Source organism: Pantoea sp. SGAir0175 (assembly GCF_043547855.1).
The window spans coordinates 519,988-546,149 of sequence record NZ_CP028081.1 but is presented as its reverse complement, the minus strand read 5'-3'; the positions used below and the strand labels follow the sequence as shown (position 1 = coordinate 546,149).

The following is a 26,162-nucleotide window of genomic DNA, read 5'->3' as shown; positions in this document are numbered from 1 at the left end:
CGGCGCAGTTTCCTTTAGAAGTAGCGCAACTGCCAGTTAGCGCTGCTTCATCAGCAAGCTTATAAGCATATTTTCCCGCTCCCAAAGCGAAAAATGTGCTCTCATGGCGGCTCGTGCTGCTTCAGGATCCCGTACAGCAATTGCCTGAACAATATCCTTGTGATTACTGTTTATGCGGGTTTTTGACTCATCCATATCTTTCATTATGCTGCGTCTTTTTCGCAACAGATCCGAAATAAAAGAAGCGATGCTTTGATAGAAAAGCATGATGACCGGATTATGCGTCATCCCTGCCAGGATAAGATGAAACTGATAATCAGCTTCCACTTTCTCTTCAAAAGTCTCAGCTTCTACCATGCGTTCACTCTGGTGCCTGAGCTCCGTTATTTCCTCTTCTGTAGCATGAGTAGCCGCTTCTTCCGCCAGCATTCTCTCAAACATTTCCCGAGCATCTTCTATGGTATCAAGGGAAATATAACCAAGCTGTGTGGCGATATCAAAGTAGAGATTTGCAAAAGAAAAACGAGGCATCCGGATATAAGTACCACTCCCCTGATTACGTTCAATAAAACCAAAGAACTCAAGTGAAGATAGCGCATTACGGATAATGGATCGCTGAACACCCATTTGCTCCGCCAGCACGCGTTCAGGCGGTAATTTATAAATACCGTTCTTATCGATTGCAGCGGTGGCAAGAATGCTTTTGATTAAAGTCTGACTTTCTACGGGTATTCCGGTCATTTTTGTCACGCAAGGTAATCACAGATAAAACATCTGATGCTGAGGCCATCCTAACGCCTGCCTTTGCCCCTGGCAACTGCAATAACATCAGAAACTGATAAGTCGGGCTTTTGTAAGTGATGAGCCAGAATGACTGATTACACCCGGCTCAAGGGGGATGGACGCTGTGGCGGCCTGTTCGATCACGGATTGTCTAAACAGATGCAATGTCATTACCAATTTCTCTGATACCGGCCGAGTTAATCAGTGAGAAATATTCTTGCCGATGCAGCCAGTCCGGCGACAGCCGTTTTATCTGCAGGTTTAAGGGTCTGCTCTAAACGAAAAAAAGGGCTGCCATCATAAAAACGGCAGCCCTGGATTCAGGCCCAGTAATGTTTACTGGAAAGATTAATTCGTATCAGGCAGTGCGTAAGCAATGACATAGTCGCCTTTGCCCGTGCGCATGAAGTGATGGCCGGTGGCTTCAATAACGACATACTCTTTGCCGTTCTGCTCATAAACCATTGGGTTCGCCTGGCCGCCTGCGGGTAATGGTGCAGACCAGACCGTTTTTCCGGTTCTGATGTCAATCGCCCGAATCAGGTCATCGGTAGCGGCTGCGATGAATACCAGACCACCCTTAGTCACGGCTGAGCCGCCGTTATTTGGGGTGCCAATGTTAATCGGCAAACCTGTGGGAATGCCAAAAGGACCGTTATTACGTGCGGTGCCTAAGGGACGATCCCACACGGTATGCCCGGTGCGGAGGTCAATTGCGCGAATACCACCATAGGATGGCTCATTACACAGCATGCCGGTAAAGCCATTCTGCCAGCCCGGATTAATGTTCAGTGCAAAAGGTGCGCCGCTCTGCGGTGTAAGCGGGCTGGCGTGCGTATCCAGGTTATAGCCAATTTTGTCTGACGGATGCACATTGAGCTTATCGGCCACGCTTCTGGCCACAAACTCAGTGTAGTTGACCGTATTGTTGTAGTTAGCAATCACCAGACCGTTTACCGGATCGACCGATACGCCACCCCAGTCGCTGCCGCCATTGTAACCCGGATAAGAGATAAACGGTTTACCTATCGAGCCCGGTGTGTAAGCACCCCGGTAATCTGCCTGATGGAATTTGATACGGCAGTAGAGCTGGTCCAGCGGAGTCAGTCCCCAGGTGCTTTCCGGCGTCAGATCAGGCTTACGCATACTGTTGAAGGTCGAATACGGCTGCGTAGGGGAGCGCATTGCGGGATCGGTTCCCCCCTGCGGCGCAGGTTTTTCAATCACATCAAAGAGTGGCTTACCGGTTTCACGATTGAGGACATAGAGCTCAGCGTTCTTGGTCGGAAGAATGATGGCCGGCACTTTACTGCCATCAGGCTGGGGGTAATCTACCAGAGTTGGAGGTGAGCCCAGATCATAATCCCAGATGTCATGATGTGTGGTCTGGAAATTCCAGCGTGGCAAGCCGGTATTAATATCCAGTGCAACCAGCGAATCACCGTATTTCAGTTCAGCGGCCGTACGAGGCGCACTCCAGTAATCCCCAGACGGGTTGGCTACCGGCAGGTAGACAAGTCCCAGTTTTTCGTCACCGGTGAAGGTTGTCCATACGTTAGGGCTGCCACGTTTGTAAGCATCAGGGCCATGCTTAGGCGTAGCGTCGTCAGGATTAGCCGCATCCCAGGCCCACTTGAGTTTACCCGTCCTCACGTCAAAAGCTTTGATTACGCCTGGTGGACCAAACACTCGCTGTCCGTCGATGACCTGATGACCCACTACAATGGTGTCGCGTACCACTACCGGGCCTGAAGTAATAGATACATATCCTGTATAGGTCTCTCCCATATCTTCAAGGATGGAAACTTCGCCATTGTTACCAAAATCAGTACAGCGTTTTCCATCCTGCGCATCGACTTCAATCACACGGTCGTCAAGAGTACCCAGAATGATGCGACGGTCGCAGTGCTGCCCAGGCTGATTTTCGGCCTGTACTGGTACAGGTTGAGACGGGTAATGAGTCGCATCAAAGTAAGCAAGTGAGCGACACGCTGGCGTATAGGGCAGAGCGTCACGGTTAATCTGTGCATCAAAGCGCCATTTCTGCTTGCCGGTTGCAGGATCAAAGGCAACGATGTTATTAGCCGCGGTGCAGACGTAGAGGAAGTCACCCACTTTCAACGGAGTATTTTCCGTACCCCAGCGCGCGCCCGGTGGTAAATCCCCCGCATGTGACTGCCAGGCAACTTTCAGCTTACTGACATTGGCTGGCGTGATTTGCGCGGCGGATGAATAGCGTGCCGCAGAAAGGTTGCCACCATAAGCAGGCCAGTCATTTTTGACCTCTTGGGAGGTCATACCCGTGCCAGTATCTGCCGTAAAATTTTTGCCATCAGGTTGGGGAAAGCCGTTTGCTTCAGTGGTATGTGATGGCAGAAATGCCAGGCCACCAGCCCCGATAAACGTCAGCGCTAGTGCGCCAGTGATTGCCCCGCTGTGCTTGCGCTTCATACGCGGCAGCAGCGTGGAAAGATGGAAAGAAAACGCAATCGCCAGGGCTAAAATCAGTGCGAAACGAGGCACCCATCGCCAGAAATCGGTTCCGGATTCAGCAATCGTCCAGAAAAGTGTACCGAAGAACAGCAGGCTGAACCAGAGCACTGCACTGGCCTTTCCCCGCCACAACGTGTAACCGGAGAGTATGCTAAGAATACCAGCAATCCCGTAATACCAGTTTCCGCCGAGCGAGATAAGCCATATACCGCCAGCCAGTAAATAGAGTCCGAGCAATAGCAGAATAGCTGCAAGTAACCTGCCAGCCCATCCGGGCTGACTTTTTAGTTTTGAACGTTGATTCACAATAATACCTTGCCTGTTTTAACTAAAAATTAAATAAAGCGGCAGATTGTTATCATGATGTGAGTAATTTGTCACACTTCATATTCAAATTAAGCACAAAACATTCAATTCCCATTTTATTCATGAGGGGTTGAAAAAAAACTCATCACTTAAGAATATCAATAGAATTCAGATTAAGCTTTGCAGCCATTTTTTTAGGAATTAGCTAACATTCATAATACTGAAACAAAAAAGCCATAACCAAAATAGACGGTAATTATTATTGTGAATCCGTCACATTGCAGGCAAATTGAAAAGTCAAAAAATAATTGAAGATCCTTTCACCAACCATTGATACTGGAAATAATTTATTTCCTGCAAATCTGAACTATAATTACATTTCGGATTCAACCATGGCTGACTTTGTAGCAGGTAAACTCGACGAGAACCTCGATTCATGAAGTCAGTTTTTAATCGACTCATGGTTAAGTACTGTCCTGCAACTTTTATGACCTGGACGCCCCCCCTTGGTTAGGGTGGCACTGAAAATTATTAATATTTTATCCCTCTTAAGAAAATATCATAATAACTCATAAGAATCAGCACATCGAATTTTGCTGACTCGCATAATGTTAAAGCGATCTCGGACAGAGCCTGTTTCAGTCGCTCAAACCAGCAGAAAGCAGATGAGCAACTTAGCCTGGGCCTTCACAATTAGTAAATGTGAACTATCCGTTTTATCATTAACGTAGTGTCTTCAAGGACCGTTCGCTGAGAGATGGCTGTAAAAGTCGACGAAATTCATTTGTGAATAAAAATGCTGTCAATAGATAAATAAAACCCCACAAAACAGGAAATAATTTATATTTTTTCAAAAACATCAATAAGCATTGGCAACTTCCTGATTTAGCAAAAAAAACACACCACTCATAGCGGATTAAAAGTCCGCTATGAGCGGTGTAATGTTAACACTATAATTATCTCTATTTATTATTTCGGGCCATGAAATTTCCTGCATCACCATCATTCGGGTCAACGAAGATAATATCATCAGGACTGCGACGCGGACTGTCTAATGACAGAAAAATCACCGGCTCTTCCAGCAGCTTCGGTAGTGCATGTACAACATTACGTTCGAAGAAAAGCAGGTGACCCGGAGCAAATTCAGCCTCATCGCTGGGGTCCTCCATCCAGAACGTGCCCCGTCCGGAAAGAACATAAAGATATTCATCACACTGCTGATGATAATGCGGCTTTACGCCATGATAGGCTCGAAAAACACGGCAACTCGCTTCAGGTCTGTCTGTAAGGTACTCATCAGCCAGCATGCTATCAGAGTATTCTGGCAAGCGACGGGCGATTTCGGTTGGAATGAACCGTGCAGAACGCGTTTTTTCTGGCATCTCATTCTCCTTTATATTGCCTGGTTAAACAGCAAAGGAATTCCCGTTCGGGATTCAAGCCTTAGAGCGTAGTCCCGAACAGCAGGTGGAAAGTAAAGTGTTTTAACAATAGACAGGCAGCGCAGCAGTGGCCACAAAACAATATCGCTGATATCGATGTGATGACGTGATTCCACCAGCGGCACCAGATCATATAGCTTTGTCAGCATTTCATTACAGAGAGCAGAGGTGCGGGCTGTCAACGCAGTCAGGTCACCAAAGGCTTTTTCCTCACGCCGGCGATAAGCCTCACGGGCCCCAGGCGTAGACAATTCAGGAAAGTCAGCCTCTGTAAAGCGCGGAATGAAAAGCTTGAGAGCAACTGACCACACATCGTTAATCCAGGACTCTATCTTCTGATCAATCTGACCAGAAAACGCGGGAGTGTGGGCTCCGTCCATATAGCGCACAATATCCAGGCTTTCTGCCATGTGCGATCCATCCTCTTTTTCCAGAATGGGGACGACTTTTTTACCGACAAGTCGTAATGGCGTGTCCTCATCTCCCTCCATGATAATGGAAAGTGTTATGGGCTCTTTCTTAATAGCAAACGCCATGCGCACCCGAGTACAGAAAGGGCAATGGTCGTATATGTAAAGCTTCATGCTTTGCCACCGGCAAGCGGTTTAAGGGCGATGATTTCTGATGTCTCAATATATTGAGGAAGCTCAGCAAACAATGCCTTAATGTGCGGGGCATTCAAATGTTCATCCAGCAATACCTGACTCTCCCACTCTTCTGTCCAGATAAAGCGACTTGCGTTCTTTGCATCAACATTGAGCTGGTAGCTAATGCAGCCCTTTTCAGCAAGCGTTGTATCAATAACCGATCGGAACAGCTTTTCAACAGTGGATTCGGTACCAGGGGTTACCTGAAAAATAGCAATTACGGGAACAGTCATGATCTATCCTCTTAAGTTACTCATGAATAACTTACTTAAAAGTAACCAATGAGCTGACATGTCGCAACTTTTTTGTTATCTTTCTGCTTCAGAAGAGAGAGGATGAGCAAAATGTCAAAAAGGGCTGAGCGCGCCGCTCATACACAGGCAAAACTTCGTGAAGCGGCTATAAGCGTCTTTGCACGAAAAGGTTTCCATGAGACTAAAATCAGTGACATCGTGGCAGAGGCAGGGGTGAGCCAGCCCGCATTTTACCTTTACCATGACAGCAAAGAAGTGCTGTTTGAGACTTTGGTCAGTGAATTTCGCAGTGAATTGTACGAAGCAACCCGTCAGTGCCTAATTTCTCCCGGACTCAGCGCTGAAGAGTTATATGAAGATCTCCGTCAAAGTTTCGTTCGCTTTCTAACCGTTCTGCAAAGGGATCGCGACCTGACGGAAATTGGTTTTTTCCAGCCCGCAAGCGGTGAAACAACTAAAGAACAGATGATCGCATGGATTACGATGAACATGGAACGTGAGCAGCGAGCAGGTATCTTGCGTGATGATATTTCTGTACGCTGCCAGGCAAGATTCGTCATGGGCCTGCTCGACCAGATGTCTCGTATTATCGATTCTGAACACGACGTAAATGAATTCGCTGGCATTTGTGCCACTCTTTTCTGTGACGCGCTTGCCGCTAAAAGCCTGAATTAAGACTAATAATTTACAATAAGAAATTCTTGATGGCTCTTTGCTTATTTTGACATCCAGTGGTGCTATTCCTCCCCACCTAATCTCGTGAGCTGCTGAGTGAACCCCGGTAATGTCTTATTTTATTAATTATTATCCGCAGCTGGCGTAAAGCGGACGTTTTACATAGCATCGTCATATTCAATTTGAAAAAATATTTGATAATAAACACGCTCAGTTGTCGGTGGTAAAGCAAGAGCTGCAAAACTCACACCTGAGCCACGCAGAGCTTCAGCACTTTAAGCAGCGACAGAAAATAAAGAATTAGCGGCTTTACCTGAAGTCTTCTACGAATTGTCAGATACTCTCCTGGAAATTGGTGGCGTTGAGCTGGAGTGTTATGTGCTGGATGACGCAGATATGACGCGAATTATAAAAGCAAGTACAGCTGGTATGGGGTTAGGTTTTTTATCCTGTAAGCGCATCAGCGCGACTTGTTAATTTAGTGACCAGCGAACGATCAAAGCCCTCTTTAAACAGTGAGTTAATAGGTCAGCGCCAACCCCCTATCCGCTTCATATACCCTTCAAGAAATATCGTTGGGTCTGCTTACTCGACCACTATATTGGCTGGTATTTGCGATGCAATTCTGGCTGCGCGCAAAGATGGCAAGCTTCAGGCTCAGCAAATGCATATCGCCGCTCAGGCTTAATACTGGTAAGAGGCTTTGCTCGCGTCGGTATAATCCTGACGCTGGCCAGCCAGTATCACGGAAATGTACCCCCCAGACGCTTCACCAGAAACTCTGCGTCAAGCGCAGCCCAAAGGCGCTGCCCCCCTTAATTCTTCAACTTCATCGGTCTACTTTTGGTGGTGTTATAAAATCCCATCTCCTCTGCGATCTCAAAAATGCGCCAGTGAAAGGCACCACAAGTGGTTTGAATTCGACCAGGCAGCTCAACCTGGCAGATGAAACCCAATTTTATTCACTAATTTCACAACCTTATCAACTGGTCTAATGACACCCCTGAAAAAAAAGTGTACAGGTAATCTTAAATATTATTTATTATTATCAATAAGTTAAGGGACCTGCCGCCGCCACCATGAAAATGCAAAAATCAGCTGTTTTCCGCGGGGCCGCCGCCTCGTGGACAGGGTACCCCGCCGGGAGGACCCGCTCATTTTTCCACGTCCTGACGGCCACAGTGGCTCACCATCAAAAGGCTGGTGGTCGGTTTAGAAAATGAAAGTCAGGCCCGAAAGGGTTTTGCCCAAATAGTGCAAAACCTTCAGGCTATAGCAATGACCTCTCAGTAAGGCAGACATTCAAACACAGTCTAAGCCTTTGATTTATTCGGACCGTCACTCTGTCTGCCCTGCGAGAGCGGGAAGCCAGATAATTAGTGAATAACTTCCTGATTTTACTACGAGTGGTCACAGTGACCACCCGCATCCTGACGCTTAATCCGGCCCCCTCGTTTGAGGATAGTCCTGCTCTTCGGCCAGGCATAAAGCTGTAAGTTGATGTTTATCTTATCCATCCTCACCTTGATTGATGCAGGCCGTGCTCTCCGTGTATTCGGTTTTAATGGAGATCGTTAATGCTCGATACTTCTACGGCATTTGCAGGCTCAGCCACCGTCTAGCTCTTTGCTCAGAATATGATAGTTTCGTCTGAATAAGGTTTTACCCGAAAAGTGCAAAACCCCAAGTTGCGGAGCGCCTTTAACTGCTCAGGATCCGTGCCCAGATAGCTGGCCCCGCACAGGTCTTTGCAGTTCATGCCGTGCAGCTGCATCAGGCGCACCACCAGCTTTCTGCAGCGGGTCCCTGCAGAAAAGGGGCCTGTCGGACAGAGAAACCGCCCCAGAGAGGTCCTCGCCTGTACACTCGCTCTGGGTTAATAGCTGCGCGTATGAGATGCATGGATTAGTCATCTGGAGGCTGCACAGCAGCCAGGATGAATTCACAGACACACCGGGGGAAACGATCATTTCCTCTGCTTTTGCTTCAATGGATTATGATTATTTTACTAAGTATACGAATGAACTTTTTTTGAGGATTTAGCGTGCTGCGAGCATGTATTCTTCTGCTTTTTGCAGGATTTGTATCTTCATCCCTGGCTGAGACATTTACGCCTCGCGAGCAGGCATGGATAGCGTCACATCCCCGCGTTTACTATACCGTCGATAACCTCTGGCCACAGGAGTCTGTAAAGGGCAGCAAGCATACCGGCCTGAGTCGTGAAGTGCTGGATGAAGTCACACGTCGTACAGGGATTCAATTCATTTATGTTCCCCCTAATCAGACTTCGCAGCATCGGCCAATGATGGTGAGTGCGCTGACAGGCAATCTATTAACAAATGAGCAGCGTCAACGCTGGCTGCTGACCTTTCCATGGATTAATACCATGCCCATCATTGTGGCAAAGAAAGATCAGGTGCAGTTACGTACGCTTGCCCAAATGCAAGGCAAACAAATAGCCGTGGCAGCTGACAGTGAGTTTGCGCCGTGGATACGACGTCATTATCCAGCGATACATGTTGTCATGAAATCAGACGTGCGTAGCGCTTTGCAGTCAGTTGAGACGGGCGAAAATGTTGCAGCGATTGCCTCTGGCCTGGTCATATTACCCATTTTACAGCGGCATTATATCAATCAGCTTGGTATTGTGGCGCAGGTCCCTGAGATGGTTAGCGGGGTCAACATGGGTGTCAATCCCGCTTATCCTGAGTTACGTGATATTCTCAATAACGTTATGGCGAATATCTCTGCACGAGATGCAGAACGCCTTTTTGCCCACTGGGTCAGTGTCGTGGATATTGGCACACCGACGTTGCAGTTCGTAGTATGGCAATACCGCTATCCCCTGGCGGTGATAAGCGTTCTGGTGCTTATGCTGATTTTAGCGATGCGGTTTGCCTTGCAGTCACGCAAGCGAGCAATTCGCAGTGAGCAACATAAAAGTCAATTTCTTGCAGTCATGAGTCATGAAGTGCGTACACCGATGAATGCGATAATCGCTTCACTGGAGTTATTGCAGCAAAGTGACAGTTCCAGCATAAAGCGTCATCATTACCTAGATCTCGCTTATTCCTCTTCACAGGACCTGCTTGATTTGCTCAATAACGTCCTCGACCACGAAAAAATCAGCCAAAATAAAGTCGCTATAATATCCGACCCCGTGGCCATCGGCACTTTGCTGGAAGCAGTCATCGACAGCCAGCGACCAGCCGCTCAGCGAAAAGGCATCATGCTGAGCTTTGAGGATTACCGGAGCAATACGACAGAATGGGTCCAAACCGATGCCCATCGTCTGAGACAAATCATTAACAACTTGCTTTCCAATGCTATCAAGTTTACCGACAGCGGCAGCGTACTGCTTCAATTAGAGAATCGTGACGAATTAATGTGCTTTACCGTGCGTGACAGCGGTGTAGGAATTGCACCCGCCCTGAAAAAAACGTTAATGAAGGCATGGCAACAAGGTGATCATCAAGCTGGCGGCAGCGGACTTGGGTTATACATCTGCCATTCACTGGTGACGCAAATGGGCGGTACTGTTGAAATCAACAGTCAGCCGGGAAAGGGCACGGAGGTACAAGTCATCCTGCCTTTGAAATCAATCCCAGCGGTGGTTAACTATGAAAATACCCGAAATTTGTCCCTGCCCCATTTCGGAGGAAATTGTTCGGTGCTGTTAGTGGAAGATCACTTTGCAAACCGAGAATTAATAGCAGAACAGCTCACGCGGCTCTCGTGTCATTATGAGATAGCGGAAGACGGAGAAAGCGCGATTCAGCTCTTTGAAGATGAAAATTATTACGACGTTGTTTTGCTTGATTGCGGTCTGCCAGGTATGGATGGTTACGGCGCGGCGAGACAGATTCGTCTAATCGAGCAACATCAACGGCGTGAACGCACACCTATAATTGCTATTTCAGCTCTGCACAGCCCAAGCCATCAAGCTAAATGTCATGAAAGCGGCATGGATGGCGTATTATCTAAGCCTATTCGCATTAGCGAACTGGCTGAAGAGCTGAAGAAATGGTGCCCTCACGAAGCACTTCAGACTTCAGTTGAGCACTCTGCAGCAACGGTATCCCATGAGGTCTGGCTTGCACTGCAGCAGGATGCTGATGCATTTATGACAGCAGCCAGACAACGTCAGATGCGCTATATGATTCATCATATTCACCGAATAAAAGGGGTGGCGCTAATGTATCAACTTCAGGGGCTGGCTGAGTTTTCGGCAGAGCTTGAATCAAGACTTCGCGCCGATATGCCTTCTGAACATTGGAAGCTGGAGCTATGGCATGAGCAGCTGATTACGTTATGCAGACCTTCAAATCCCTTTGACAAGTAGCGTTTTGAGAGTGCTCCCGTAGTCCGATCATGTCATTTTTACGTTCAATCATATCCGATTTATAAGACCACATATACCGTGTGGTCAGGATAATGAGAGAACCCCCATGCTTTCCAGGGCGATAGAGATACTTATTCTTCTTGTGGCTGGAGTACTGAGTTCCAGCACTATCGCCTCATCACTGCTAAATGATGAGGAACTTGCCTGGATAATAGCTAACCCGGTTATCCATTATGCCGTCCAGCAGGACTGGCCTATTGACTATATTTCACAGGATAAACATTTCGGCCTGAGCAGGGATTATCTTGATCACATCGAAAACGTGACAGGTTTACGCTTTGTGCTGGCAACGAACCCCGGAGATGCTGCTTTAATAACAAATATGGCACCGGGACTCATGGTGGATACCGAACGGGACAAATGGATTTTCAGCCAGCGCTGGATTACCGCTAATGCATTAATTGTCACCCGTGCTGGCACTACCAGCACCCGCACACTGCAGCAGTTACTGGGTAAACGCGTTGCAGTACGTGATGGGAGCGATTATGAGATTTGGCTGAGGCGTCATTACCCGGATATTACTCTTTTGCCACAAGCCGATCTCTCTGCCGTGCTGAACAGTCTTCAGCGTGAGGAGGTGGATGCAGCAATCGGCCCCGACCTGTTGATGCGACCGCTGTTATATCGTCATTTGAAGAAAAAACTGGTGGTGGCCGGTCAAATACCTTCCATGGCGACGGGTCTGCATATGGCCGTATCGCGCGACAGGGAGCCACTGAGATCGATAATCGACAAGGCACTCGCCGCTATGTCAGCCAGTCAGACTGATGCGTTGTTCAGCCAGTGGCTGGGCGACCTGAAAATTGGCCATTTAACCGCAAACGTGATTTTTTCAGTATTTCCGTTTGAACTTACATTATTTACGCTCCTGATCATCGGTCTTATCTGGGCCCTCTGGCGCGCATTACGCCATCGACGTCGCGCTGTCATTAGTGAAGCGAGTATGGGTCAGTTTCTCGCGATCATGAGTCATGAAATTCGCACGCCTATGAATGCAATGATTGCAGCGCTGGAATTATTACGTTTGCCCTGCGACACCCAACAACGTAAAGACTACCTGGCACTTGCTCACACCTCATCAAAACATTTAATGGGTCTCCTTAACGATATTCTTGATCATAGTAAATTATCGCACGGTCAAATCCGACTGGATAAACAATGTTTTTCTCTTGCGCATATGATGGAGGATTTGTCAGCTTTACAGGAACCGGTTGCCGCAGAAAAAGGTTTGAAACTTGTAACTTCACTTGATAAATCACTCGAACACCAATGGATTGTTGCAGATTCCTATCGATTGCGTCAGATAATTAATAATCTTCTGGCGAACGCGATAAAATTTACTGAGGAGGGTGTCGTTTCACTGGAAGTGGTTTATCAACACTATGCGGAAAAAGAAGGTTTACGCATTACCATCAGTGACACCGGAATTGGAATCCCACTGTCCGCCCAATCCACGCTCTTCGATGCCTGGACACAGGCAGATAACGCCAGTCAGCGCCGCTATGACGGCAGCGGTTTAGGATTATTTATCTGCCATGAACTTGTAAGTTTAGCGGGCGGACAGATCCGGTTTAACAGTCAGCCCGGTGTAGGCTCAACTTTCTGTGTCAAGATACCTGTCGTTTTCTGCGATAAGCCAGCCCAGCACGCGAAAAATGAAACGGGCATTCAACGATTAGCAGCTGGCAGCAGTATTTTAGTTGTAGAAGATCATCCAGCAAATCAAGCGATTCTTGCTGCGCAGTTAACAGCCCTGAATTGCCACTATGATATGGCGAGTAATGGTAGAGAAGCACTCTCTTTGCTTGAAGATGAAAATTATTATGACGTCATTTTACTGGACTGTAACCTTCCCGATATGGATGGCTACGAAGTCTCGCGACGGATCCGCGCATTTGAAATCGAACGTAATCAGAATATAACACCCATTGTCGCAATTTCTGCACTGAGCGGCACTAAACACCAGCAGCAGTGTTTAGAAAGTGGCATGCAGGCGTGGCTGACGAAGCCCTTATTATTGCCATGTTTATCCGCTACACTCTCCCGCTGGTGCGAATCAGACAGTACCGGGCAATCAGTTAAAGAAATAACAGACATTAAATGTAATATTACGGCTCACTTGTCTGAGGACATTGAAGGGTTCGATAAGGCGCTGAGAGAACAGAACATACGCTTGATGCTGCACTACATGCATCGAATACACGGCGCGGCACTATCGTATCAAATACAGCCCCTGGCGGCTTGCGCAGCTGATTTTGAGCAACAGCTGCGTGCTGCGAAGATTCCATCGATGCTACAGGGCAAAAATTGGATCAAGCAGCTCAGGAATCACCTTTCAGCAGCTCATGCTTAATGATAAAAAGTTCATGGTCAGCTTTCAGTCCCAGCTTTCTCAGCGCGCTCTGTTTCTGCCCACTCACCGTCTTCAAGCTCCTGGCGAATTTTTCAGCAATATCGGTAACGGTCATGCCAGCCAGAAAACAGCGGATCACTTCCTGCTCTTTAGGAGACAGCATCTTCAGCGAAACCGCACGCTGAATGTTATCAGCGCTCAGATTGCCGGTGATCAATATTTCGCCGTTATGTTGCTGTTCGGCAAGACGCTGCATCATTTCGTTTTCGAGGTAAATACGTCCTGCGTGTATTTCTGTTAGCGCCTTTGCAATCTCCTCAAAGGGACGATTTTTCCCTATAAAGCCTTTAGCTCCTCCACGCAAAGCGAGAGCTACCGTCGCTGGATTGTAATGCGCTGATACGACAAGAATGGCGACATCAGGATGACGACGGTGGAGGGTTTTTATCAGGTTTAAACCATCCATATCAGATGGCGACAGCTCGTAATCCACTATAGCAACATCACAACCTGATGATTTTAAATGTTTAAAAAGGTCGCCACTCGTTGTAAACGTTCCTGTAACGTTAAAGGCTGAGTTCTCAGCTAAGACATCCCGTAAACCACGTAACACTAAAAAGTGATCGTCCAGCAAGGCAATAGATATCGTTCCAGATAAGGATGTGTTCATCGCAAATCACTCTGTTCAATCATTCAGCTGACATGAGATAGAGTGTAATGCATTTTGGGAAAAATACACCACTAGCATTGTTCAAAGGTGGCTTTAGCAGGTTGATATGATTTGGTATTTTACCTTTTTTCAAGCCAGGTGATGCAGTTGACACCACAGAACTTAAGCAATTAAAGTCACACATCATTTATTTGAAGGCATTTTTGAGATTGCTCTGGTATTTATCCTTAACATTTTAGCATACCATTCGATTAAATTTGATTTAAAGAGATAATATACCACTTTAACAAGAATGAATTTATTACAACCACCTCTTTCAGAAAAATATTAACGTGTTTAATTTTCTTAACTTTGCAAGTTATCATGCATGCCGTCATTTTAAGATTTTAAATCTATCACGATCGCACAATCAAAAAACATTTAAACATTGAAAATCAAAATATATTGGACGTATAAATTAAAAATAAATTCATTTCTTCACAATTAAAATCATCAAGAAAGTTATTTAAACACATTCTGTAAAAAAGGTAAAATGTAATGATCAAAAATATTACTATCCTCGATGACCATCCTTTGTTTTCTGCAGGCCTAAAAATCATCATTAATCAGGATCCATTACTCGTAGTTAGAGATATTTGCAAAACCAGCATCGAATTATTTTTTTCTTTGACATTTGGATCTACTGATATATTACTTGTCGACTGTTCTCGTCCTGCTGGGGAGATCAATGCTCATGATCTAGTGAAGAAGTTACATAAAGAATTTCCTGATATAGCGTTGATTCTTATGGGTGAAAATAGTTTTCATCTTCAGATTGCAGAACAATGTTCCGGCATGATTGAAGATTATTTCTGTAAAACTCTTTCACCTGAATGTTATTTGATTGGCCTGCACAGGGTTAGAGAAAAACTGGTCGGAGAACCCTACAACATCATCTATCAGTCTGAGACAAAAAAATCGGTAGCGCCTCTTTCTCACGAACGCCTGTCAGCCAAGGAGAAGAGCATTATTGAATATTTACATTCCGGAATGAGTGTAACGGAAACCGCCGCCCGAGTGAACCGCAGCGTAAAAACCATCAGTACTCAAAAACGCAATGCAATGAGGAAATTAGGCATCAAACAAAATCGTGATATTTATCGGCTGAATCTTAATGAGCTTTAAAATTAGCTTGCCTCAACTTAAATATCGCAGAGATATTCATTTTCAAAGGGATCTGCACTGAGCACATCCCATTGAATGCATGATAAATAATGTTTGCCGAGACATGCTATTGCAGGCTAGCGTAAGGGCTGAATTCCGACCAGCTGTAGAGCAGAAAGTGGCCCCGGCTGTTGCTGTTGCTGTTGCTGTTGCTATTGCTGTTAATGCGACTTTACCGGTGGCAGGCTGAAACAGCTGAACAGAGAACTGACTACGCTGAATCCATTAAACGCCTGAAGGGCGTCAGCGGCCTGCGGGGGATGGCCGGAGCACCAGCACCGGCTTTTCCTAGCCCACAGGGTGTCGATGTTGCTGTTCAAATAATGGCAGAAATAAATAACAGAAAACTCACCAGATGGCGCGGTCTGCGGTTATCAGTTGCAGGAATTATTTGCCCGGCCGTTCCTCTGCAGAAGTAGCCAGCACGCCCGGGTGCAGATGTAAGCCTGAAACGCCCGTAATTGCACGCGCCTTGTGCAAATCGCAGGCGGCCTGCATGGATAATCAGAGACGCGCCGCAGCACCAGCCCCGCCTCCAGCAGCACCGCCATTTCCGGACTGACAGAAGCCTTACCGCTTATGACTTTGCTCAGCGCCGAAGCGGACACGCCCCGCTCTTTCGCCAGCACGCGCAGGTCAATATTATTGTGTTCAATATACTCGGTGATTAGGCCGCCCGGATGCGGGTATTAACATGCCCATCAGTGGTAATCATCCAGGTTGAGAATATAAGCTTTACCGCTCGTGAAGTTGAAGGTTATGTACCTGTAAGCCCTGACCATGGTGGAATAATTTTCCCTGTCTTTATTCAGGATATATATTCAGGCCGCGATAATCTTTTTCTTAAAAAGCAGGCTACGTATAAGTTTTACGTTGGTTAACGTGGACCGATAAGATCGACCACAAGCGAAAATACCTCATCCATAACGTATGGCTCAACCGTAGCGGCATTACTTGCTCTGCGCGCTGTCAGGTCAAGCGAACGCAGCTGATAGCATAGCGCTAAGCCTGTCACTTTACCGGTATCCGTGCTGTTGTCATGCAGATATATGATCACACCCTGCGAGCGTGACGCACCGCCGCCGCTTGTTAGCGGCACGCAAACCGCTGTTCCAATACCGCCACCAGCTCTCGTTGCGAGATTACCAGGTAGTGGTGCAGTCCCTTAAACTCACGACCTTTCACCGGATCGTCGTTTACGTGCAATATTCCGCCCTTCTGCGACACTCTACTCGAAACTATCAGATTTGCTCCCTGCCCTGCGGCGCGTCATTCAGGCCGCCGGATGTTTCATCGATATAGCCATGAATTTTCTGCTGAGCAATACCGGCGAGCAGCCTGACAGGATATGCATTACAAATGACGCGAATGAACGAACCTCAAGCCGAGCGGCTTAGTTATTATCTGCTAACGGGTGCGATGTAACGTTTCGCCAGTTGCTGTCAACGTTGGATGAAGCCCCGCAGCGATACGTGCTGACGGACGGTAAGCCGTAAGTCGACCATACCTCGTACCGGTGCTGCGTGGGGTAATGCAAAACGAAAACGGACCGGCTAAAGAACGACTTGCGTAACGACCGCAACGCTCGGCGATAGCCCGGCGGTTTTGTTCGCCGAATCAGTGGTCCTCAGGGATACAGGCTAAGGCGCACTTTACGGGAGCCATCGAGGTGCTCCGGGGGAAGCATATCCGCTAAGGCTATATAGAGGAAGCGGCGTGCTGGGCGGCGTAAAGTTGATGACATTCACTTTCGGATGCCGTCCAACACCATAATTGAAGCGCTGCGCCTTATTGGCGAGCTGTACGGGTATAAGGTAGCTGCCAGTGAAACGACATCAATCCAGAGCATTATCTGAGCCAAGTGCTGTCTGTGATCGCCAGCTGGCCGAACAGGAGCGTGGGTGAGATGCTGCCGAGGCACCTTATGATACCAGACAGGAGCTCCGGTATATCCCGTCAAGACGGTATTAGTCGTACGCTTATAGCTTCTTCAACAGTAACTATCGCACTAATGAATCATACGTACGATTCATTTGGGGTTCAGAACGGATTCAACATTCCTAATAATTACTGGACTGTGATGGTATAAGTTGATATTGCTTCAAAGTTTCCTGTCTGGCCGTTTTTCTTCTGAGGCAAATACCGCAGTGACCAATAGAATGTTTCATCAAAATGGCTTTTATCTCCGCTCAAAGAGGAATTATAGTTTAATGGGATAGTGTCTCCAAACTTAATCCATGAACTGTTATCCTTGCCACTAGAAAATCGCACGATTATATCATCGATATTTGTAGACAGCGCATATCCATCGTTAGGATGTAATTTTCCCGCTGTAAACTTAATATTTACATTATAGAGATTACCCTCTGCGCGTTTAGGACTGCATGCCACCTCTATACGCGTCGATTGCGGCTGACCAACCGTGGTTTCAGTCTGCACATCTGGTCGATTAACTGCTCCGAAAGATACTGACTGATTCTTATCTGTCATAATTTCACAACTTGCTGGGGTTATAAGTGTGGGCGCAACCAATCCGCTATTAAATATATCGATACTGGATTGCCCTGTGCCATTTAAAACGACAGAAACGCTTCCATTTTCTGCATGCAGTACGCTTTGACGTTGAACTGGTGTAGCATTGCCGGTTTTAATCAATTGGGCTTTGATAACATAATTAAATGAACGTATTTCACTCCCCTGGGCCTGCAAACTACAGCGCGCTGGGTTATTAAAACTTAGCGTGCCCGCTCCTGAGCACTGGCCACCCACGGTAGTTAACTCTGCAAACAACCTCACACCAATTCCGGGAATATTTGTAGCTAAGATATCCCGTGCAGGTCCCAGCCAATTCACATTGCCGGCGATTTGGCTTTGCATGGTGACCGGCGAGGCTAGCGTGTTACTGCATTGCACACCAAAGTTAAGGATTGTACGCGGCGTGCCGCCAATATCACTCCATTTAGCGGAAGAAGTTGCAATGTTTAAGCTGCTGCTAAATACCTGCTCACTCTTCTCGGTGAAAGAACAGCCTTGCGGTAAATCTCCTGTGTTAAAGGCTTCAGCCTGTGCCGTTTGGCTGGCGATAATCAGAGGAATAATTCTCATGAAAATGAGATTATACATTTTGTTTTTATTTATTCTAAGCATTACCATTTCCTGTTAATTTCGCTGACAAATGCTTTCAGTTTGTAATGGCACGCCATCCAGCTGATTTTTTATGGCCGCCTCAAGATTAAATCTTACCTGGCAAGTATTATCTCCGCCCTTGCCCCACGTCAGCTCCATTGAACCTGAGTCAGGCATACCAGAAATATATAACAGGCCATCATCACCAACGATACCGGTAGAGGGCTCTTTGTTTTGGCTATTCAGCAGGCGTGCTGTTGCACCAAATGGCACAAATTTCCCTTGCTCGTTTTTGAGCGTTATCATTACTTGGTGTCCACGTTGCGTAGGATATTCAGCCAGTACTACAGCTCCTCGTGTTGGCGTTACGGATGCGGTGGTTTTTCCTAATGTCACCGTGGGTTTTAAACCCTTTGGATTTAATGAAATCTCCGTTCGCTGGTAAGGGATCACCCACGGCATAATCGCCTGGCCAAAGGTATCAGTACGTAGGCCGGTCTGATTACCAACTTTGAGATCGCTCGCTCCCGGCGCGCGTATTAATGCTATGGTTTCGCCTAAATCCTGTGATAACGTCACCCCATAAGGATGTGCAACAATGCCTCCACGGAGGCCGTAATTAATCTGTTGCTGGCTAGGACTACGATTAAAGCCTGCAGATAAGGTACCCGCACTGCCGCTATATGTTCCTGACAAAGCCGTCGAATGGCTGTTGTCTTTATTTGCATATGACTGGCTTAAATTGTAGTTAAGCTGGTTGTCTTCCATTGCCGAGCCGCTGATTCCTGCTTGCTGGTTCGCACCCTGGCCGTTACTGCTGGTAAGAGCGTAATTGGCATAGACGCTGTTATTCGCACCGCCAGACAACCAACGGCTGAGGGGCACCGCTATGTTAAACGCCACGCGACGATCTTCACGTCCCGAATCAGTATCCTGTGACTGACTGAAATTGAGACCATAACTGATGCCGTACAAATTAGTGTTATAACCTAATGCCCAAGTGCGTAATTCCCCGGATTTTGTCCAATAATTACGCTGAGAACCCGACGCATATATCGAACCTGCGGGACCCAATGATTGATTAAGCATCACCTGAAATTCGCCACGTGGACGATAGCGGTTATTGAAATTGCTTTTGCCGGGATCGGAAAAGGCATCCTCAAGGCTGTAGTATCCCTCAGTTGAATAACGGTAAGCAGCTAAAGATAGTGTTGTGTTGGTCTCTGCCAGACTCTGCGAGTATCGCAGACGATATGACTGCCCTTGACTCTTGTCCCGATGTGGCAACGTCATACCCGAATGCGTTACATCTGCCGATAACGCGCCCAGCTTGCCCAAACCAACACCTACACCAACGCTTGCGGCCATAAACTGCTTCGCCAATTGCATGCCGCCATACAGGGTTACGCTGCCTGGTAAGCCATAAACGAGCGTACCCTGTATAAAGCGTGCATGGTTAGTGTTAGCTGACGACCCACTGTTACGTAGTTTGCCGGCTACCGCTGCATATTTTAACTGTCCTTCGCGCTGCATGATGGCGAGCGAAGAAAAAGGCTGAATGAAACGTCGTTCGCTGCCATCACTCTCTTTAATGATTACCTCAAGGTCGCCACTCATCGTGGCTGGATAAAGATCGTCAATCGCAAATGGGCCCGGTGGTACATAAGATTGGTAAATTACGTTGCCGTTTTGTCTAATGGTGATTTCAGCGCCTGATTCCACCACGCCCCGTACTACTGGAGCATAACCTCGCTGGGTACTGGGCAGCATCCCTTCATCTGAAATCAACTGTCCTCCCTGAAATTGCACGCTATCGAAGACATCTGCTGGCGTAGCGCTATCCCCGACAATTAATTGGCCTTTGATCGTATGAATATCGCGCTGCAAATAGGTGCTTATCAGATTAAAGCTGTCACTCGCCGCCGCGCCGGCACGAGCGGTATGTTGATAGGTGGCGTAACTGCGCAAGCGCCATGCCCCCAGATTTATTCCACCGCGCAGGTTGCTATAGATTGACGATTGATTTCCGTTACCTGAGCTTTTGGTCTGATTGCCACTCAATGAATAGTTCAGCAGAGCCGCAGGCATGCCTTGATCCCACTGTTCTGCATCTGCTTCAAATTCGCTACGACGCTCTGAATAAAGCTGTGGGAAAGTCAGTTCCACCCGCTGTGAGGCATAATCGAAACGCACAGTTGCGCCAGGCAACACTTCACGAATATCACTAATCAGCGTGTCATCGGCAGCGCCGGCAAGTGACGGGACCGCTTGTGTTCGTAGTCCAATCGCCTGATACTGCTTTAATGTCAGCTGGGGAATTAAATTTCCATCTTTATCATTAGTAAAAGTGAGCTTGCGTTCACCAATGACTCGGTTATTTACTACGAGTTGGACATGATATTCCCCTGGTGGCTGCCTGCCTTTTTCAAATACAGACAAATCTGCGACGTTACTACTTATATCACCGTCAACCCCCAGAGAGAGCAATGCTGGATTAAAGTATTCTTGCGCCTGCGCGGACGGAAGTGCAATAAGAGTCAGACCGCTGAACCACAGTATCTGGCCGATTTTAACTGCGAGCGGTCTAAGGACGATGTCTTTGAACAGCACGCGATTTATGACTCCATTCGATTTGTTGTACAAAGACATGAAAACCCTTATCTTGCAAAATTTTTGCCTGAATTATTTAATTAAAAAGTAAAACTTCGCGTAATTGCAGGTGTAACACCACCAAAATCATTGATGGTTTTAAAGGTAACCGTTTTCTCCTGAGTATTTACCGGGGACTGATAACGCTGCTCGCTCAGTGGAGCAACCATCGCTGACACATCTTTTACGCCCTTACCGCCCACTCTTAATTCATTTAAGGTAATAAAGTAAGGCGTAGGGTTTTTTACCACTATCTCGTCACCCTGCTTGCTGAAAGTCAGTGATTTATAAGCAGAACTGGCATCACCATTTAAGTTTGCAGGGCGATAAAAAAGTTTAATTCTCATTACATAGGCAATCGCTACCACATTTTTGGCGTCTTTATCTTGTGCAGGAATCGCTTTAACATTTAACCAATAAGCTGTCTCACGATCGGTTGCCAGGTTTTCACTTCTCAATATACGCAAAGTGTTTTTACCTTTATCCTGACGGTATAACGGAGGTGTTATAATAAACGCGCCCTTTTCAACTTTGTTCGTATCATAGTTACTCAGCCATGACTGAACTAAAAAAGAAACACTCTGAGAAGAGTTTATAACATCAATGTTAGCTTCTTTTTTACTTTCATCATATATCACGCGAGTAGCTGATAGAGCAAAGCCCCCCTTATCAATACTGGCAATTGAATTGAAACTCATCAAGGCAATACAAAAAGAGAATAAAAAAAATTGATTTTTCACAGAAATAACCTTTAAAAAAATAAGTGAACAATGAACTAGTTTTCCATTGTTCACTAAGTCGGCATCACTCGTAAGTCATTGCCATATTAAGTGTGGAACTGTAGTCCCCCGAAACCACAGCTCGGCTGTCCCTGATCATACGTGCTTGCAATGTTTTACTACCGCCCCCATTAGTAATATCGATAGTCTGAGTGTCACCAGATTTTATACGAGTACCATATGGATCACTCGGCGATGCGTAATAGAATAAAGTCATACCTTCCATATCACCATCTACTTCTGGGTATTCAGCATTGACATCATAATTCCAAGTAGTAACAAGCTTCGCTTTAGTAATGCCTGAAGCACAAGCTGAAAGTGTAATTGGAATATCTTTTTGGGTAACAGGTGAAAAAGGCGTTGTTGCCTCTACAGTTGCAGCAGTAACTTCGTCAAACATAAGTGATCCGTCAATTCCTGCGACCGTACAAGTCCCATTACCGACCTTGCCACTTAAAGTAATTATGCCGGTTTCGTTTGCATGTGCTGCGCCCACTGAAAAGATCATTGCCGATGCGAAAGCGGCCAGAATGGTTTTTTGCATTTTCTTACCCTAATATAATTAACAACTAAATGATGCCAAATGCATCTACTTTTACTGCCACACTTCCACTCTCTTAAGAATGTATGAACGTCTTAAGAGAACGAAGATATAATATCAAAAAAACTCTAAACCTAATTCAAGAGCATTCTCAAAAAATCAATTTGAAAAATAAATTTATCCACAAAAATATTAGCAATTTGCTAAGCGAAATCAAACATTCCCAAAATAAATGAGCCCATGCAAATCGCTCCCATTCTTTCATTTTTTTAGATGCACAACCGATCTTTTTTATGTATTAAGATTTTTGCTAGTTTAATTAACGCCATAGTGATACTCAAAATACAGCTATTATTGAGCACAGGTGCTAAAGCACCACATTTTGAACCAATGCAAATTCATTTTATCATTGCGTGAATGTAGATTTATCATGTTTAAATAAATCGCCATCTTAGCAAGTGTTTTTCATGTGGATGTGTTTTAAATTGCACCCAGGATTTTTGACTTAAAATGTCAACACAATGGCAATTGCTTACTGATCAAGCCAGATCTAGTAAGCATTTTTTGGAGTAGTTCTTTTTAGCTGAGGTAGCCAAATTGTGAGCCTAATCTTAGTCGAAATCTCACCAAATTAATTTCCAAAAACAACTAGATTACCTTTTTAAATCAATAAAACTATCGACTTCGTCGTTTAAGCTTCAACCATCATAATTTTCATCAAATATTAAAAACTTCTTAACTCAGGTTAAAATTGGACAATTACTAACAATTACAATGCTGTTCTTATTTGAGTCATTTCAATTCTTGCCCCCAGCCAGAAGCCAATCAGTCTTCTCGCCATTTAAAGAATATAATCAACAAGAAATCATGTAATAGCAGACTACATTTCACTCAAACGTATAAAATAATCTATTACTCTAATCGTGCATTTAATCATTTAGAATTTCCACATCGAATTGCAATGTGGCTCCTGCAGGAATCAAACCCGTGACACCCTTTTGACCAAAGGCTTGCTCTGGTGGCAGCACAATTTCAACCTTTGTGCCTTCACTTAGCTGACTCAATATTTTGGTTATCGTAGGCAACAGATTTTTGACATTTGAACGTTGTACTTTTTTTTCCAACCCACTGTTATCAAACACCGTTCCGTCAGCTAAACGTCCAGTAATTAAAATATTAACAGTGCTTGCAGGCATAATCTTCTTTCCGGAACCAATTTTTGTTACCACATAAAGAGCACCGTCCAGTTTTTTTACACCTTTGCGTTTAAGTGTTTTCGCTATTAGTTTCTTTCCAAGCTCGCGCTGCTCTTCTTCTTGTTTAATGAACTCTTGTTGTTGCGCAGTTAATTTTTCATTCAGCTTTGTGTCTAATTCAGACACCAGCATGCTAACTTCTTCGCTATTCATCAGAATTTTTCGGTCGAATGCATCTTGAATTCCTGCTAATACCATCGAGCGGTCTGGTTCAATGCCCAGGTCTTGCTGAGCGCGCAAGCTATTAACAATATTGTCGGCAAACGCAACCCCATTTGCATAGGACAATTTCTGCTGATGACTTTCCGGCTTCGCTGTCGAGCGTGCTGACTTAAGTTTGTTAAGCTGCTCCTCTGCGTTGGCTTTATGCTGCTGTGCCAGAACAAGAGCCTGTTGAAGTGCATCGATTTTTTTCTGCTGGGTGATATCCGCCACTGATGACTCTACCGCACGCTGATGATGGGTAGCTTTAAGCTCATCGAGCTGCTTAGTCAGTAAGACAATACTTTGCTCTTTTTCATTCAACTGTTCTTTCAGGGAGTTGTACTGGATCGTATTGCTATCAGTTAACAGCCGTTGACCCTGCATTACTGTAGTTAATTCCGCAATTTGACTCGCAGCCTTTGCATGTTCACTTCGCGCGCTGCTCAACGCTTGTTTGAGATGTCTTACCTCGTCGCGCAGTTCTTCCGCCATTGTCCCCTCGCTTTTCAGAGCGGTAATCTGAGCTTCCAGTACCAGTTTCTCCGATTGATGTCCGGCTAAGACTTCTTTGTTAATACGCTGCTGTTCGTTAAGAGAACGTTGCAGTGCTTCAATACGCTGCATCTCCTGCAAACTATTAGGCGTGGCCGGGCGCAGAGTTTTTTTCTTTACCGGCGCTGACTGAATCCATGGTTTGTCATTATCAGAATCATCAAACAGCGAATAAGGAATGGTATTCGATGAGTCATACCCCGTGAGCGCAGGCTTAGCCCAAGCCATGCTATAACTGATCGACAGCATCAGAACCAGCATCATGCGAGTGAGAAGGACTTTCATCGTACCTCCTGAGTGCGGCTGGCAATGATTTGGTGTTGAAACTGTTTAACCAACAGGCGTGCTTTTGCGGCCTCACCGTTGCGCGTCGCCTCGGCATACATGCGGAGTTTCATTTGTTCAATGATCTGAGAAAGTTGTGCATCACGGCTGGATTGACTGGCAATCTCATACCAGGCATATGCCAGCGCAGGGTTTGGTTTTACACCTTCTCCTGCTTGGTAAGCTCCAGCAAGATTGAATTGGGCAAGCGTATACCCTTGTAGTGCTGATTTGCGATACCATTCAAGTGCCTGAGCGACATTTTTTTTCACACCAACACCCCGGCTGTATGCTGCGCCCACATCGTTTTGTGCCTGCGGATCGCCTAATTGTGCAGCGTGTAGTCGCCAGTTAAAGCCTTCTTGCGGGCGCTGTAGCAATGAGGTGCGCTTTAAAAAGTATTGAGACAATGCTTTCGCCGCCTGCGCGTTACCGCTTTCTGCAGAATGTTCAAGCCAGCGACGCGCCTCCGCAGGCTGCTCTTCAAGTAACATTTTACCCAAGAGGTATTGCGCCTGGGTGTCCCCATGCTCAGCCGCGTTACGCAGCAATGGCTGAGCAGCTTCATTCTGACCGGCTGAAACTAACCAATGACCGTATTGCTGCTGAGCCTGCTGATTGCCAACAGTTGCCCTCTTTAAGGTGTCCTGCAATTGTTTATTTAATCCGGTAAGCATCAGTGAGGATGAAACGCTACGATTACCTGGCGTATTGCGGTCGTTATGGCGCGCACTACAACCAGCTACCAGTGTAACCATTAGCAGAAGGGTTAGAATGGGTTTCATCCATGCACCTCCTCTGCATCTGCCATAATGGCCTCGAACAAGAGAGAATGAATGGTGTGACAACGCTTAGCCAACTGCGCCTCGTATATGCTGTCTAAGGTGATACGCATATCTGTACTCAGTTGTTCACGCAGTAATAAATATTTTGCGCTATTATCGCGTAATGCATTGAAATGCTGCTTTTGCTGAAGGAATTGCCCTTTATCGTATTTTGCCAATACAGCGATTTCTTTCTGACAGCGCGTCATTGTGGGGGATTCATTGAGTTGAACACTATCTGACAACGAACGTTTAACATTAGTCGTTGAAGATACTGACTGACAGCCTGCGAGTATCAGCAATACCAATCCCATAAAAGTAAATTTAATTCCCATGCAAAGAGACATATCACTATTCAGCCTAAATTGAGGTCTGGATAAATGCCCTCGCGACCACAAAAATTGCATCAAGGTGAGATAAAACAACCGGTATTGCGTGACTGAGGGCATATAAAATTGAGTTTCATAATAGGACTGCCGCCCAGTAAAAAACACAAGAGCACTCTTGAAAACTCTGAATTGCCACGGGTTTAACAGATACCTTAGAGTTATTCAAGATGGCTTAAAGAGAGGTGCCCATGAGCAGTAAGCATTTTCCCCTAGAGTTTGAAACTGAAGCAGGTCATCTCCCACTCTCTGGGTATATACAGGTGAAAAGTGGAGAATGTGGGGTCCCGCTC

Annotated in this window: 19 protein-coding genes; 4 read left to right on the top strand and 15 right to left on the bottom strand. The window is 46.1% G+C overall.

Annotated elements, in window-relative coordinates:
* Nucleotides 1–36: 36 nt before the first annotated feature.
* The 5 genes from C1N56_RS02580 to C1N56_RS02560 form a co-directional block, all read right to left on the bottom strand.
* Entirely contained in the window at nt 37–741 is a 705-nt protein-coding gene (locus tag C1N56_RS02580; RefSeq protein WP_394517442.1) for a FadR/GntR family transcriptional regulator, read from the bottom strand.
* A 390-nt stretch (nt 742–1,131) separates the two neighbouring features.
* Nucleotides 1,132–3,582, bottom strand: a complete 2,451-nt coding sequence (locus C1N56_RS02575; protein ID WP_394517079.1) for a membrane-bound PQQ-dependent dehydrogenase, glucose/quinate/shikimate family — start codon at nt 3,580–3,582, stop codon at nt 1,132–1,134.
* Between the two features lie 962 nt (nt 3,583–4,544).
* The gene (locus C1N56_RS02570; RefSeq protein ID WP_325924673.1) at nt 4,545–4,964 is read right to left on the bottom strand and encodes a cupin domain-containing protein; all 420 of its coding nucleotides are present in this window, start codon (nt 4,962–4,964) and stop codon (nt 4,545–4,547) included.
* Nucleotides 4,965–4,975: 11 nt separating this feature from the next.
* A complete protein-coding gene (gene grxB, locus C1N56_RS02565) occupies nt 4,976–5,560 on the bottom strand; it encodes a glutaredoxin 2 (protein WP_394517078.1) in 585 nt (194 codons plus the stop codon).
* Between the two features lie 44 nt (nt 5,561–5,604).
* Nucleotides 5,605–5,904 carry a putative quinol monooxygenase gene (locus C1N56_RS02560; protein WP_394517077.1) on the bottom strand — a complete coding sequence of 100 codons (300 nt, stop codon included), beginning with the start codon at nt 5,902–5,904 and terminating at the stop codon, nt 5,605–5,607.
* 102 nt (nt 5,905–6,006) lie between these two features.
* Between C1N56_RS02560 and C1N56_RS02555 the strand changes: the two genes are divergently transcribed.
* The 3 genes from C1N56_RS02555 (at nt 6,007) to C1N56_RS02545 (ending at nt 13,355) form a co-directional block, all read left to right on the top strand.
* Nucleotides 6,007–6,600 carry a TetR/AcrR family transcriptional regulator gene (locus tag C1N56_RS02555; protein WP_325924670.1) on the top strand — a complete coding sequence of 198 codons (594 nt, stop codon included), beginning with the start codon at nt 6,007–6,009 and terminating at the stop codon, nt 6,598–6,600.
* Nucleotides 6,601–8,644: 2,044 nt separating this feature from the next.
* A complete protein-coding gene (locus C1N56_RS02550; RefSeq protein WP_394517076.1) occupies nt 8,645–10,942 on the top strand; it encodes an ATP-binding protein in 2,298 nt (765 codons plus the stop codon).
* A gap of 106 nt (nt 10,943–11,048) precedes the next feature.
* Entirely contained in the window at nt 11,049–13,355 is a 2,307-nt protein-coding gene (locus C1N56_RS02545) for an ATP-binding protein (RefSeq protein WP_394517075.1), read from the top strand.
* On the opposite strand, the gene C1N56_RS02540 is transcribed toward C1N56_RS02545, so the two are convergent.
* Entirely contained in the window at nt 13,324–14,025 is a 702-nt protein-coding gene (locus tag C1N56_RS02540; RefSeq protein WP_394517074.1) for a response regulator, read from the bottom strand. The two genes, C1N56_RS02545 and C1N56_RS02540, sit on opposite strands and share 32 nt — an antisense overlap.
* A gap of 537 nt (nt 14,026–14,562) precedes the next feature.
* On the opposite strand from C1N56_RS02540, the gene C1N56_RS02535 reads away from it, so the two are divergent.
* A complete protein-coding gene (locus C1N56_RS02535) occupies nt 14,563–15,189 on the top strand; it encodes a LuxR C-terminal-related transcriptional regulator (protein ID WP_394517073.1) in 627 nt (208 codons plus the stop codon).
* A gap of 413 nt (nt 15,190–15,602) precedes the next feature.
* On the opposite strand, the gene C1N56_RS02530 is transcribed toward C1N56_RS02535, so the two are convergent.
* From C1N56_RS02530 to C1N56_RS02490, 9 genes are all read right to left on the bottom strand, one after another.
* Complete coding sequence (locus C1N56_RS02530) at nt 15,603–15,836, bottom strand: hypothetical protein (protein ID WP_394517072.1); 234 nt, start codon at nt 15,834–15,836, stop codon at nt 15,603–15,605.
* Between the two features lie 269 nt (nt 15,837–16,105).
* Nucleotides 16,106–16,285 carry a hypothetical protein gene (locus tag C1N56_RS02525; RefSeq protein WP_394517441.1) on the bottom strand — a complete coding sequence of 60 codons (180 nt, stop codon included), beginning with the start codon at nt 16,283–16,285 and terminating at the stop codon, nt 16,106–16,108.
* A 1,010-nt stretch (nt 16,286–17,295) separates the two neighbouring features.
* Nucleotides 17,296–18,375, bottom strand: a complete 1,080-nt coding sequence (locus tag C1N56_RS02520; RefSeq protein WP_394517071.1) for a fimbrial protein — start codon at nt 18,373–18,375, stop codon at nt 17,296–17,298.
* Nucleotides 18,376–18,387: 12 nt separating this feature from the next.
* Nucleotides 18,388–21,003: a fimbria/pilus outer membrane usher protein gene (locus tag C1N56_RS02515; protein WP_394517070.1), complete on the bottom strand. Its 2,616-nt coding sequence runs from the start codon at nt 21,001–21,003 to the stop codon at nt 18,388–18,390.
* A gap of 41 nt (nt 21,004–21,044) precedes the next feature.
* The gene (locus tag C1N56_RS02510; RefSeq protein ID WP_394517069.1) at nt 21,045–21,743 is read right to left on the bottom strand and encodes a fimbrial biogenesis chaperone; all 699 of its coding nucleotides are present in this window, start codon (nt 21,741–21,743) and stop codon (nt 21,045–21,047) included.
* 64 nt (nt 21,744–21,807) lie between these two features.
* Nucleotides 21,808–22,326: a fimbrial protein gene (locus C1N56_RS02505; RefSeq protein ID WP_394517068.1), complete on the bottom strand. Its 519-nt coding sequence runs from the start codon at nt 22,324–22,326 to the stop codon at nt 21,808–21,810.
* Nucleotides 22,327–23,252: 926 nt separating this feature from the next.
* Complete coding sequence (locus tag C1N56_RS02500; protein ID WP_394517067.1) at nt 23,253–24,620, bottom strand: FKBP-type peptidyl-prolyl cis-trans isomerase; 1,368 nt, start codon at nt 24,618–24,620, stop codon at nt 23,253–23,255.
* Nucleotides 24,617–25,444 carry a tetratricopeptide repeat protein gene (locus tag C1N56_RS02495; protein WP_394517066.1) on the bottom strand — a complete coding sequence of 276 codons (828 nt, stop codon included), beginning with the start codon at nt 25,442–25,444 and terminating at the stop codon, nt 24,617–24,619. The genes C1N56_RS02500 and C1N56_RS02495 overlap by 4 nt, the downstream gene beginning before the upstream one ends.
* On the bottom strand, nt 25,441–25,977 hold the full coding sequence (locus C1N56_RS02490; RefSeq protein WP_394517065.1) for a hypothetical protein: 537 nt from the start codon (nt 25,975–25,977) through the stop codon (nt 25,441–25,443). The genes C1N56_RS02495 and C1N56_RS02490 overlap by 4 nt, the downstream gene beginning before the upstream one ends.
* Nucleotides 25,978–26,162: the final 185 nt, after the last annotated feature.

Coding starts and splice junctions, on each gene's coding strand:
- C1N56_RS02545 (WP_394517075.1), top strand. CDS start 11,049: ATGCTTTCCAGGGCGATAGAGATACTTATTCTTCTTGTGGCTGGAGTA.
- C1N56_RS02520 (WP_394517071.1), bottom strand. CDS start 18,375: ATGCTTAGAATAAATAAAAACAAAATGTATAATCTCATTTTCATGAGA.
- C1N56_RS02505 (WP_394517068.1), bottom strand. CDS start 22,326: ATGCAAAAAACCATTCTGGCCGCTTTCGCATCGGCAATGATCTTTTCA.
- C1N56_RS02540 (WP_394517074.1), bottom strand. CDS start 14,025: ATGAACACATCCTTATCTGGAACGATATCTATTGCCTTGCTGGACGAT.
- C1N56_RS02500 (WP_394517067.1), bottom strand. CDS start 24,620: ATGAAAGTCCTTCTCACTCGCATGATGCTGGTTCTGATGCTGTCGATC.
- C1N56_RS02580 (WP_394517442.1), bottom strand. CDS start 741: ATGACCGGAATACCCGTAGAAAGTCAGACTTTAATCAAAAGCATTCTT.
- C1N56_RS02570 (WP_325924673.1), bottom strand. CDS start 4,964: ATGCCAGAAAAAACGCGTTCTGCACGGTTCATTCCAACCGAAATCGCC.
- C1N56_RS02555 (WP_325924670.1), top strand. CDS start 6,007: ATGAGCAAAATGTCAAAAAGGGCTGAGCGCGCCGCTCATACACAGGCA.
- C1N56_RS02495 (WP_394517066.1), bottom strand. CDS start 25,444: ATGAAACCCATTCTAACCCTTCTGCTAATGGTTACACTGGTAGCTGGT.
- C1N56_RS02535 (WP_394517073.1), top strand. CDS start 14,563: ATGATCAAAAATATTACTATCCTCGATGACCATCCTTTGTTTTCTGCA.
- C1N56_RS02515 (WP_394517070.1), bottom strand. CDS start 21,003: ATGTCTTTGTACAACAAATCGAATGGAGTCATAAATCGCGTGCTGTTC.
- C1N56_RS02560 (WP_394517077.1), bottom strand. CDS start 5,904: ATGACTGTTCCCGTAATTGCTATTTTTCAGGTAACCCCTGGTACCGAA.
- grxB (WP_394517078.1), bottom strand. CDS start 5,560: ATGGCGTTTGCTATTAAGAAAGAGCCCATAACACTTTCCATTATCATG.